This is a genomic window from Sphingorhabdus pulchriflava (genome assembly GCF_003367235.1).
Lineage (GTDB): Bacteria > Pseudomonadota > Alphaproteobacteria > Sphingomonadales > Sphingomonadaceae > Sphingorhabdus_B > Sphingorhabdus_B pulchriflava.
Genome location: NZ_QRGP01000001.1, coordinates 1,945,902 through 1,957,345, shown reverse-complemented (window position 1 = coordinate 1,957,345; position 11,444 = coordinate 1,945,902). Strand labels below are relative to the sequence as shown.

Genomic DNA, 11,444 nt, shown 5'->3' with positions numbered 1-11,444 from the left:
AGGGAGAGGGCTTCTATTTCACCGCTTCACCCTGTGCTGCGAAAATCCGGTCACAACCCATGCGCGCGAGGCGAAGCAGGCGGAGCAGGGCTTCCTCGTCATAGGTCGCGCCTTCTGCAGTTGCCTGCACCTCGGCAATCTTGCCGCCTTCGATCAGCACGAAATTGGCATCGGCATCGGCGCTTGAATCTTCGACATAATCGAGATCGAGCACAGGCGTACCGTTGCAGATGCCGCAGCTAACTGCGGCCACACGACCGGTGATCGGGTCTTCCTTGATCTTGCCTTCAGCCATCAGCTTGTTGACGGCCAGGCGAAGCGCGACCCATGCGCCGGAAATCGCCGCTGTGCGCGTGCCGCCGTCGGCCTGCAGCACGTCGCAATCGAGCGTGATCTGGAATTCGCCGAGTTTTTTCATGTCGACCACCGCGCGCAGGCTTCGCCCGATCAACCGCTGGATTTCCTGCGTCCGTCCAGATTGCTTGCCCTTGGCAGCTTCGCGCTGGCCGCGGGTGTGGGTCGCGCGGGGCAGCATCGAATATTCGGCGGTCACCCAGCCTTCGCCCTTGCCGCGCAACCATGGTGGCAGGCGGTCTTCGACGCTGGCCGTGCACAAAACCTGCGTATCGCCGAAACCGATCAGCACGCTGCCCTCGGCATGTTTGGTGAAAGCGGTTTCGATGAAGATGGCGCGCATTTCGTCTGGCGCGCGTCCGGATGGGCGCATGTACTAGTTTCCTTTGATGGTATTAATGGCGCGGCACTTATCCGAAGATAGCTGTGGGAGCAATGCGACCGAGGGAGAAAGTTATGCGCCTAGGTGGTTTGATTTCATATTTGGCAGCGATGGTTATGGCGACATCACTGGCTGCGGCGGATGCGGCACCAGCAGCCCCCGCTCAATTGGCAAAAACCGAAACGGGTGGTGAAACGCTGCATTACACTATCATCGGCACACGTTTCGGTAATCGGTTCAAGTGGACGGTCGGCCCTGACGGTAAGGGTGAAGTTGCTATCCCCTTTTCCATTGGGCACCTGATTCCGGCTGCCGAAAATGACTATTACTTCCTGCAGGGCGAGCATCCTATTGATATTGGCGCGGACGGTTATGCCGAACTGCGCTCCGCTCTGTCGCAAATTGTCGAACGCGGACCGATGCCGTTAACGCTGGATGGCCCGTGGCTTGAATGCCGTATGGCCCGCACGATGGACCTTGGTGCTGCCCAATTGCGTTGGACCAAAGATGCCAAGGAAGGCATGGTTTTTGCCGATTTTGGCTGCCGTAACGAAGATAAAGCCGTGGATGAAATGTTGGCGCGGTTCGCTCTGGCTTGGCAGCTACTCGGTAGACGCTTGTCGGAACAGGGCGGCGATATCGCAATTGCCGTTCCCAAAGACAGTAAGCCGTTCGAATGGAACGAAAAGCTGCGCTACAATGAAGTTGGCCCCATGGGGGCGGGTGGAAAGCTGTTGGAGCTGAATCCGAACGGTACGGGGAAAATTGTAACTGAGGATCATATCAGTTGGTACGCGGACAAGGCGTTGCGCGACCAATATTTTATCCCAGCTGGGGAAAGCCGGTTCGATATCGGTCGGGCGGGCTATCTTAAAGTTCGGGCTTCATTGGACGGAGTCATCGCCGGACGTGTCGCACCGATGATTGAGCCTTGGGAGAATGATCCGGACAATCCGAACCGTCGCTGCATGTCCGATCAGCCCTTTGGCATTCTGAAATGGTCAGAGGATAAAGACCAAAAGGGCTACCGCTTTGATCGAAGTTGCTACACCGACAAGAATGAGGCGATCTGGGCGATGCTGGCACCCGTTTACCCTTTGATCGTGCGAAATCTATTGAAGTCCGATTGACACCGACGCGGGGGCTGCGCACATTCCCGTGCAATGGCAACGCCCCCCATCTCTGAACTCAATGATCGCACGCGTACGATCTTCAAAGTCGTCGTTGAGAGCTATCTCGAGTCCGGCGCGCCGGTGGGTTCGCGGACGCTTTCCAAAATTGGCGGACTAAATCTGTCGCCCGCCTCGATCCGCAATGTGATGCAGGATCTGGAGGAGGCGGGGCTGCTCGCTTCGCCGCATACCAGCGCTGGACGGCTTCCGACCGAAAGCGGATTGCGACTGTTCGTTGATGGCATGATGCAGGCAGCGGCGCCTACCGCCGAGGAACGGCGCGCGATTGAATCGCAGATTGCGGGGAGCGGGCCGATTGAAAATGCGCTGGCTGCAGCGACCGCCGCTTTGTCCGGCCTGTCCGCCTGTGCAGGCGTGGTAATGGTTCCCAAGCGTGAGGCAGTGCTCAAGCAATTCAGTTTTGCCCGATTGTCGGCGGGGCAGGCGCTGGCGATCATGGTGGGCGCGGACGGGTCGGTTGAAAACCGGCTGGTCGAAATCTCATCGGCCGTCAGCGATAGCGCCCTCGTGGAGGCCGGTAATTATATCAGTGCGAGGCTTTCGGGACTGACGCTTTCGGAGGCGCTGCTGAGGCTTGATGCCGAGATACGCGGGCAGAAAGCCGCACTCGATCAGGCAAGTGCGGATCTGGTGCGCAATGGCCTTGCCATGTGGTCGCTTGATGCCAATGAACGGCCGGTGCTGATCGTGCGCGGGCAATCGAACCTGCTTGATGAAACCGCTGCTGCCGATCTCGACCGGGTTCGCCAATTGCTCGATGAGCTTGAAAACAAGGAGGAAATCGCCCGCCTGATTGACAGCGCGCGCGAAGCCCAGGCAACGCGGATTTTCATTGGTTCGGAAAATAATTTGTTCTCGCTGTCGGGATCCTCGGTGATCGCGGCCCCCTATCGCGACGCTGGTGGGCAGATCGTCGGCGTCGTTGGTGTAATTGGCCCTACAAGGCTCAACTATGCCCGCATCGTGCCAATGGTGGACTTCACCGCGCAGGCGCTGAGCCGTCTAATGAAGTGACACCCCGCTTGATGAAATGAAGCGAGCGCCTATATGCGCCTTCAACACAGACATTCGGGGCAGTTATGAACGACAAGGATAAAATCGACGCAGCGGCTGAACAGGAGCTGGAAGGCGTGCCCGAGCATCTGAAGGCCGAAGACAGCGCTGCTGAAGAACTCAACAGGCTGGCGAACGAGCTGGAAACCGCGCGTCAGGACATTCTCTACGCACAGGCCGAAGTGCAAAATGTGCGCCGCCGCATGGAAAAGGAAGCCGCCGATGCGCGTGCTTATGCAGCCACTGGCTTTGCGCGCGATATCCTCTCGGTATCGGACAATCTCACCCGCGCGCTAGAGGCCATCCCGGCCGAACTGCGCGAGGATGAGAAGATGAAGCCGCTTGTCACCGGACTTGAAGCGACCGGCCGCGAGCTTGAAAGTATTTTTGCCAAACATGGCATCAGCCGCATCGCCGCTATGGGCCTGCCGCTCGATCCGAACCAGCATCAGGCGATGGTCGAAATCCCGACTGCGGATGCCGAGCCGGGCACGGTCGTTGCCGAAATGCAGGCGGGTTATATGATCAAGGACCGGCTGTTGCGACCGGCTATGGTCGGTGTTGCCAAAAAGCCGGACTAGGCATGTGATGTGCTAGGCGCCGCTCCCGCTTGAAAAACGCGCAAGACCGGTTCAAGGTTTGCGCGTGTGATGCGGGAGTAGTGTTTTGAAATCGCTTGGCTTCTTGGCTTTATCCCTGGTTGCGTTGCCCGCAGCATATGCGGCGGAAGATTGGCAAGTCCATGTTCCGTCTGGCTGGAAACTGATCGGCGATGTGGCCGAAGCCGATGCCGCTGTTCTGATGGTGGAGCAGGATGATCCGGCAAAGCGCCTGAAAAATGACGGGCTCGGGCCGGATGAACTCAACACCAATCCGCGTCGGCTGTTGTTTCTGTCGCGCACTGCTGCTGGTTATAAACGGACCGGTTCAGCGGACAATTTCCTGCCACCCGAAGGGGATAGCGATACACCATGTCTTGCTGATCCGCTCGAAGAGGGCGGCATGGATCTGCGCAACAATGTGCTGACGTTAAATCTCAATTACTGGCTTAGCTGCGGCAGCTGGAGCACGTCCAAGGACAGCTATAAATTCCGGCTGGAAAATGGCCGCTATCGACTGATCGGTTTTGACCGCCGATCCTATGCGCGCAATGGCGGAACGGGTGAGGAAATCAGTATCAACTATCTCACTAACCGGAAGAAGGTGACGACCGGCATCGAAATTTTTGAACCCGAAGCCGGCACTCCCGTGACCAAATCGAAAGTCATCTGGACGCGCACCGGGCGACAGAAATATTATCTCGACGGAATGGATCGAAATCAATGCGACGGGGATGAGAGCGCGCCGAGCTGGTGCGGTTATTAAGCCGGTTCAACCGCCCTTTCGGAACAAATCTATGCCTGACCGCGTCGTGTGGAACACGAACACGCCCGATAAGACTATGCCCAGCACCACCGCAAAAATGTCAAAGGGGGAGAACATCTGCCCTGCTACAGGCCAGTGAATGTTCGCCTCTGGTCCGAAAACAAACATGCAGATCGTCAGGACAATCAGCATCATCCGCACCTCGGTTGGCCCGCCACCCAAATAGGTAAGGTTCATCACGCCGCTGACCTTTGCCGAAATGAAGGTGTGGATCGACAGCAGCAAATAACCGGCCAAGCCGAACAAAGCGGTGTCCATCCGCATATAGGGGCTCAGCCCCATGCCCAGAATGAAGATCGTGTTGGCGAGTGCATCAAGGCTGTGGTCGATGAAATAGCCGTAATTGGGCCGTTCGATCTTGCGGAAGCGGGCGACGCTGCCGTCGAGCGAATCACCGAACCAGTTGAGGCAATAGCCGAAAACCGAAAGCCACAGCCAGTCACGCCCCCAATTGCTTGCAATATAGCCGGCCGAAATCAGGACAGCGCCAAAGAAGCCGAGTGCGGTCAAACGGTCGGGCGTCCACCAAAGCGGTAGCCGCGCGCAAATCCAATTGAGCAAGCGGCGCTCGACAGCGGCGGTCAGATTTTCCTGAATGCGTTTCGGGGCAGTCACTTATTGTCCTTTTTACCGTCCCCCAATGTTGCGCTTTTGTGACAGCGCGCACAAAAGCGCAAGCCGGAAAGCGGGAAGCATTTCCAGCACTAGCCGCACCGTAAAAGCTGGGCTAATCGAACGCCATGGCTACAGCGGCAACTGCATTGGACCGCCAGTCCCCCTGGCGCGATGAGCTTCGCGCGACGCTAGCGCTCGCCTGGCCGCTGATCCTCACCAACGTCACGATGGTCCTGATCAATTCGACCGACGTATTTCTGCTTGCGCGGCTGGGGCCGGATGCGCTGGCTGCTTCCGCGTTGGGGACGGGCATTTTGTTCGCGATGATGCTGGTCGGGATCGGCATTGTGGTTGCCGGATCGCCATTGATGGCGGCGGAGCTTGGCCGCAAATCCTATTCGGTGCGCGATATCCGCCGGACATTCCGCCAGTCGATGTGGTCGGCGACGGTGGTCTGCATCCCGATCTGGGTGCTCTTGTGGTTCACCGGTGATTTCCTGGAATGGGCGGGGCAACCGCAAAAACTTGCCGACGACACAGGCCAGTTCATGCGCGCGATCATGTGGCTCTTGTGGCCGCAGCTGGGCGTTGTCGCGCTGCGCAGCTTCATGGCTGCGCTGGAGCTACCCAAATGGACGATGGTAGCGGGCTCTGCCGCAGTGGTGGTCAACGCTGTGCTCAATTATGGCCTGATCTTCGGCCATTTCGGATTGCCAAGGCTGGAGCTGGTCGGGGCAGGGATCGGCAGTACGTTGACGGGACTGTTCCAGTTCCTGTTTCTGGCTGTCATTGCAATGCGGCACCCGAAATTCCGCCGCTATCACCTCTTTGGCCGCTGGTGGCGTGCCGATTGGCAGCGTTTCGCCACGATCTGGAAACTGGGTTTGCCCATCGGGCTGCATATGGGGTTTGAAGCGATGGTTTTTGCCGCCGCGATCTTCCTGATGGGCTATATCAGCATTGAGGCCGCCGCCGCCCATGCGGTTGCCATCCAGATCGCGTCGATGACCTTCATGGTGCCTATGGGCCTCGCACAGGCGGCGACGGTGCGTGTCGGGCTTGGCTATGGTAGGCGTGATGCTGAGGCAATCCGTCTATCGGGCTGGACGGCCTATGCTCTGGGCGTCGGCTTCATGACGGCCATGGCGATACTGATCTGGGCGATCCCTGGAACGCTGGCCGGTTTCTTCCTCGATCCCGAATTGCAGGGTAATGCAGAGGTGCTGCGGCTAGCCGTCTCCTTCCTGATAATCGCAGCCATTTTCCAGATCGTCGATGGGGCGCAAGTGGTCGGCACCGGCATGTTGCGCGGGCTTCAGGATACGACCTGGCCCATGCTCTTCGCGGCATTCGGCTATTGGGCCGTCGGCATTGGTTTTGGCTGCTGGCTGGCCTTTTACCGTGGCTATGACGGCGTGGGCATCTGGATCGGCCTTGCCCTCGGCCTTGGCATTGTCGCCGCATTGGTCCTCAGCCGGTGGCTGATGCGCCACCGGTTGAGACTTGTTCCGACAAATTAGATCGTCTGCGCGCGGTTTTCGTCGCGGTGCTTTTTGAGGTATTTCATGAACGGCGTGCCGCCGGTGCCGACATCGGTATCGTTGCCTGTGCCCGACGACGCCTGCTTGTTGATATAGCTCGCCGCATATTCGAGGTGCCGAGTGCGGAAGCGCGCGACCTGGTCGACACAGGCGTTGAACGCATCCTTGACCGACTGGCCCTGCGTCTTGGCAAAATCGCGCAGCGTGCTGGCTTCACGAACCGCGTCGATAAAGGCGCGGTGCTGCGGCGGGCGGTATTGGTGGAGCTCATCGAGAAACTCCCGAAGCGGATCGCTTTCGTGCACCACCTGGAACAGCCCGTCCATTGCCGGAACAATCGAGCTTTGCGATCCGGTCTGTCCACGAAATGCCTGTGGTTTGCCGGCAAACTTCGAGACGCCTTCATAGACTAGCCCTTCGGGCAGCGCCGGATTGTTTTTCCAGCCATGGATGTAAGGGCGGACGCGTTGGTAATAGATATAGGGATCGCAACGTTCGGGCATGCGATCGAAATGCGCGTTCATCGCATTCCAGACGCTGTTCATGGCGGTCAGCAGTTGCTCGACCTTTGTAGCGTCGTGCTGCGCCGAGGCCTCGACCAGTTCGGTCGCCAGCTGCAGTGCGCGTCCTGCCTCGGCTTCAATCGCGACATGGACAAGGACGAACCAGTTCTCGTCCTGACCGCCAAGGAAGTTCTGGTGCATCGCGATATTGTCGAGGCTGATACCTTCCGACTTGTCGAGACGATACCAGTTGTCGAGCACATAGCCTGAATAGGGAAGCAAGGGCGGCAGGCCCAGATGGTCGCCTATCGCGCAGATGGGGATGGCGAGGTTCGCGGGCAGGGTAGTCGGCGCATCGGCCTCTCCCCAGACATAGGCTTGCACGAGAAAGCTGTAATGCACCATCGCGGTGCGCACCTGTTCATTGCTGGCGGTTGCTAGGAAGTCCGCCACATCGGGATGGCCTACTTGCTTCAGGAAATGGCGCACGCGGCCTGAGGTAATCAGGTCCGACAGGCTGGCGGCTGCATCCAGCATTTCGTCGAAGCTATCGGGCAACGAAATTTCATCGATTTCATGGGTTGAGAGGTAGCCACGCTCTGCGCTGAGGCCAAAATCTTCAAGTTTCATGGAAGTCTCTTGGGCGAGGTGCGGGTTGGGCCACCTCTGCGCATTTGGTATCAAATGAAACTTGTTGGTGCAAGCCGCTGCGCGGTCGAATGTCAGATCAGATAGACCGCAGCATAGCGAATGATCAGCGCGATCAGGACCGCGATGTTCATGGCTTTCGATTTGACGAAAAATGCCGCCGTCATCAGGATGACCAGAACAGCTGTAAGGATCAAAGCAGTGGGATTGACCAGCCGCGTCGTCAAATCCGGGTGGGAAAGATAAAAGGTCAGTTGCACGACCAGCAAGGCGAATAGCATTCCGAACACAATCCGCCGGACATGGAAATAATGCGGGTCCAGATCGCCGTTTTTCGGAATGCTCTCCGGGAAAACCAGATGGGCGGCGAGGTAATAGGCGCTCGCAAACAGCATCGTCCCCATCATCCAGCCGCCCGATACGGCGATGATATCTCGGACAGCCCAGGCTGCCCCCCAGAAGGACAGAAGATCGAGCATCACGAACAAGCCGAGCAGCGGTGTGAGCCAGCCTATGCGGTATCCAGCCTTCGCCTCTTCATCAACATGCAGCCGCGCCTTCACCGTCTTGCCTAGCCCCGACAGAAGTTCGACCAGCGAGAGGCCCAGGAGCAGGCTGTAGAGCGAAAAAATGAATTCGAACTGCGACATCATTTCGCGGTCGCCTGGTTGGCAAAGGGCAGCACGCCCTCATATTGCTCCAGCGGTGGTGCACCCGGCACCTTCGCCTTGTTCTTGAGCAGGAAATAATGGCGGACGATTTCGGCCTGCTGCTCGATGCCATAGCGCTCCAGCATCCAGCCGGGCTTCAGGGCATAGTTGTAGTTGCTGAACGGGTGGCGCTTCAGCGGCAAGAAAATGCCCTGCTGGTGCTGCCAGACATGGACCAGTTCGTGAATGAAGAGCCCCTGCAGGCCAAGATCGCGGTCGCAGAAATCGTCGCAGAACAGATCGCTATCGGGGTGGAACCATAAATGCCCGTCGGGCGCCATGGTGATCTTGCGCGGCTGGAACCACCACCATTTGCGTTTGTGGATGCGCACTTTCTCATAGTCGATGGCGTCGTGAAACACGGAGCGCGCGAGTTTGATTTCGCGCGCTGTCATCGGCCTACCAGAAGGGTGCGGTCCGAACATCAGTGGTTGTTATGGCCTGTCTTCTCGTCGGGTTCGCGGCCGTCCATTTCCTCGACACGAGCTTTGACGAGGATGCGTTCATTGTTTGAAAACAGAAACTGCGTTTCCATCTCACCCAGTCGGCGGCCGACCAAATTGACACCCCAGACCATTACATGCTTGCCGCCGCGTTTGAATTCGACCTTGCCGTCAGCCGGGATGAAAACGCGGGTCAGTGGCGCCATAGTCATCGCGCCGGTCTTGGGATCGACCTTGCTCTCGTGCATTTCGGTGCGCAGCACCGAACGCGAGGTGACCGACATCAGATAGACGTCCTTGGGCCCGCCGCGGATCGTGAAATACATGGCCGACGGATTGCTATCGACCGGGTTCAGCTTGACCACCGCGTCGTGGACGCGAAGTTGTGGTGTGGGGCCGCAGCTGGAGAGCATCGTCACCAGCAACGGAGCGGCTAGCAGTCCCAATCGTGCGCGCATGTTCAGCATTGTCATCATCTTTCCGCTTTGACTTTTCCGTTCAGAAACGGGGCATTGCCCGCCTTTTTGACAATGTAAGCCGCGCGAAGCCTTGTGCCAAGCAATTTGCCACCTATATCGCCCTCGCATGTTTGGCTGCAGTGCCTGATAGGGCTGCTCGCCAAAAACAGGGCTAATTTAGTTATCGGGGTAGAATGTAATGGCAAAAGTTATTGGTATCGATCTGGGCACCACAAACAGCTGCGTTGCTGTGATGGAAGGCGGCCAGCCGAAAGTTATTGAAAATGCGGAAGGCGCGCGCACGACGCCGTCTATCGTCGCCTTTGCGAAAGATGGTGAGCGCCTGATCGGCCAGCCCGCCAAGCGCCAGGCGGTCACCAATCCGGACAACACGATTTACGCGGTGAAGCGCCTGATCGGCCGCCGCTTTGACGACCCCATGACCAAGAAGGACATGGAACTCGTCCCCTATAACATCGTCAAGGGCAAGAATGGCGACGCATGGGTCAAGGCGGGTGGAGAAGATTACTCCCCGTCACAGATCAGCGCCTTCACCCTGCAGAAGATGAAGGAAACGGCAGAAGCCTATCTGGGCGAAACCGTAACGCAGGCGGTCATCACCGTTCCCGCTTACTTCAACGACGCCCAACGTCAGGCAACCAAAGACGCCGGCCAGATTGCCGGTCTTGAAGTGCTGCGCATCATCAACGAACCGACAGCAGCAGCGCTCGCCTATGGCCTCGACAAGGATGAGAACAAGACCATCGCGGTTTATGACCTTGGTGGCGGTACGTTCGATATTTCGGTCCTCGAAGTTGGCGACGGCGTGTTCGAGGTAAAGTCGACCAATGGCGACACCTTCCTGGGTGGTGAAGATTTCGACAGCAAACTGGTCGAATTCCTCGCAGCCGATTTCCAGAAGGCCGAAGGCATTGACCTGACCAAGGACAAGCTCGCGCTGCAGCGCCTGAAGGAAGCTGCTGAAAAGGCGAAGATCGAACTGAGCTCGGCGCAGACGACCGAAGTCAACCTGCCGTTCATCACGGCGGACCAGAACGGTCCGAAGCACTTGGTGAAGAATATCAGCCGTGCAGACCTCGAAAAGCTGGTCGACGACCTGATCAAGCGCACGTTGGAGCCTTGCAAAAAGGCGCTGGCGGACGCGGGCCTGAAGGCTGACGCGATTGACGAAGTCGTGATGGTCGGCGGTATGACCCGCATGCCGAAGGTGCGCGAAGTCGTAAAAGCCTTCTTTGGCAAGGAACCGCATGTCGGTGTGAACCCCGACGAAGTCGTTGCCATGGGTGCTGCCATTCAGGCGGGCGTGCTGCAGGGCGACGTCAAGGACGTGCTGCTGCTCGACGTGACCCCGCTGTCGCTCGGCATCGAAACGCTGGGCGGCGTGTTCACCCGCATGATCGACCGCAACACCACGATCCCGACCAAGAAGTCGCAGGTTTACTCGACGGCGGACGACAACCAGAACGCCGTGACGATCCGCGTGTTCCAGGGCGAGCGTGAAATGGCGGCTGATAACAAGCTGCTGGGTAATTTCGACCTTGTTGGCATTCCGCCCGCTCCGCGCGGCGTTCCGCAGATCGAAGTGACCTTCGACATCGACGCCAACGGTCTGGTCAGCGTGACCGCCAAGGACAAGGGCACCGGCAAAGAACAGCAGATCAAGATCCAAGCATCTGGTGGTCTGTCCGATGCCGACATCGACCAGATGGTCCGCGATGCCGAGCAGTTTGCCGAAGAAGACAAGAAGCGCCGCGAGGCTGCCGAAGCCAGGAACAATGCCGAAAGCCTTGTTCACAGCACCGAAAAGCAGCTTGAAGAGCATGGTGACAAGATTGACGCTGGCCTTAAAGCTGAAATCGAGGCCGCCATGGGCGAAACCAAGGCAGCCATCGAAGGCGGCGACCCCGAAGCGATGAAGGAAAAGGCGAATGCCTTGGCCCAGGTCGCGATGAAGATGGGGCAGGCGATCTACGAACAGGAACAGGCGGTCGGCGCTTCTGCTGCTCCTTCGGAAGAATCCCCGGCTGACGATGATGTCGTCGATGCCGAATTCTCCGAAGTCGACGAAGACAAAAAAGACTGATGATTACCGGTGACC

General features: G+C 58.2%; 12 protein-coding genes. 6 read left to right on the top strand and 6 right to left on the bottom strand.

Annotation, left to right across the window (positions count from 1 at the left end; all coding sequences use genetic code 11):
• Positions 1-13: 13 nt before the first annotated feature.
• On the bottom strand, positions 14-727 hold the full coding sequence (gene rph / locus DXH95_RS09635; RefSeq protein ID WP_115549115.1) for a ribonuclease PH: 714 nt from the start codon (positions 725-727) through the stop codon (positions 14-16).
• Positions 728-852: 125 nt separating this feature from the next.
• Between rph and DXH95_RS09630 the strand changes: the two genes are divergently transcribed.
• The 4 genes from DXH95_RS09630 to DXH95_RS09615 all read left to right on the top strand — a co-directional run bounded on the left by DXH95_RS09630 (position 853) and on the right by DXH95_RS09615 (position 4,347).
• Positions 853-1,866 (top strand): hypothetical protein, encoded by a 1,014-nt coding sequence (locus DXH95_RS09630; protein WP_147291717.1) that lies wholly within the window; start codon positions 853-855, stop codon positions 1,864-1,866.
• A 33-nt stretch (positions 1,867-1,899) separates the two neighbouring features.
• Positions 1,900-2,943: a heat-inducible transcriptional repressor HrcA gene (gene hrcA / locus DXH95_RS09625; protein ID WP_115549113.1), complete on the top strand. Its 1,044-nt coding sequence runs from the start codon at positions 1,900-1,902 to the stop codon at positions 2,941-2,943.
• Between the two features lie 65 nt (positions 2,944-3,008).
• Positions 3,009-3,563, top strand: a complete 555-nt coding sequence (grpE, locus tag DXH95_RS09620; RefSeq protein WP_115549112.1) for a nucleotide exchange factor GrpE — start codon at positions 3,009-3,011, stop codon at positions 3,561-3,563.
• Between the two features lie 103 nt (positions 3,564-3,666).
• A complete protein-coding gene (locus DXH95_RS09615) occupies positions 3,667-4,347 on the top strand; it encodes a hypothetical protein (protein ID WP_147291716.1) in 681 nt (226 codons plus the stop codon).
• 6 nt (positions 4,348-4,353) lie between these two features.
• Here DXH95_RS09615 and DXH95_RS09610 read toward each other — a convergent pair whose 3' ends face one another.
• Positions 4,354-5,022 (bottom strand): CDP-alcohol phosphatidyltransferase family protein, encoded by a 669-nt coding sequence (locus tag DXH95_RS09610; RefSeq protein WP_115549110.1) that lies wholly within the window; start codon positions 5,020-5,022, stop codon positions 4,354-4,356.
• Between the two features lie 125 nt (positions 5,023-5,147).
• On the opposite strand from DXH95_RS09610, the gene DXH95_RS09605 reads away from it, so the two are divergent.
• A complete protein-coding gene (locus DXH95_RS09605; RefSeq protein ID WP_115549109.1) occupies positions 5,148-6,542 on the top strand; it encodes an MATE family efflux transporter in 1,395 nt (464 codons plus the stop codon).
• Here DXH95_RS09605 and DXH95_RS09600 read toward each other — a convergent pair.
• The 4 genes from DXH95_RS09600 to DXH95_RS09585 form a co-directional block, all read right to left on the bottom strand.
• Positions 6,539-7,696, bottom strand: a complete 1,158-nt coding sequence (locus DXH95_RS09600) for a PrnB family protein (protein ID WP_115549108.1) — start codon at positions 7,694-7,696, stop codon at positions 6,539-6,541. The two genes, DXH95_RS09605 and DXH95_RS09600, sit on opposite strands and share 4 nt — an antisense overlap.
• A 92-nt stretch (positions 7,697-7,788) precedes the next feature.
• Complete coding sequence (locus DXH95_RS09595) at positions 7,789-8,367, bottom strand: hypothetical protein (RefSeq protein WP_239016598.1); 579 nt, start codon at positions 8,365-8,367, stop codon at positions 7,789-7,791.
• Positions 8,364-8,819: a vgr related protein gene (locus DXH95_RS09590; protein ID WP_239016597.1), complete on the bottom strand. Its 456-nt coding sequence runs from the start codon at positions 8,817-8,819 to the stop codon at positions 8,364-8,366. The genes DXH95_RS09595 and DXH95_RS09590 overlap by 4 nt, the downstream gene beginning before the upstream one ends.
• Before the next feature lie 29 nt (positions 8,820-8,848).
• Positions 8,849-9,343 (bottom strand): copper chaperone PCu(A)C, encoded by a 495-nt coding sequence (locus tag DXH95_RS09585; protein WP_181883625.1) that lies wholly within the window; start codon positions 9,341-9,343, stop codon positions 8,849-8,851.
• A gap of 181 nt (positions 9,344-9,524) precedes the next feature.
• Between DXH95_RS09585 and dnaK the strand changes: the two genes are divergently transcribed.
• Complete coding sequence (gene dnaK / locus DXH95_RS09580) at positions 9,525-11,429, top strand: molecular chaperone DnaK (protein WP_115549105.1); 1,905 nt, start codon at positions 9,525-9,527, stop codon at positions 11,427-11,429.
• Positions 11,430-11,444 lie beyond the last annotated feature (15 nt).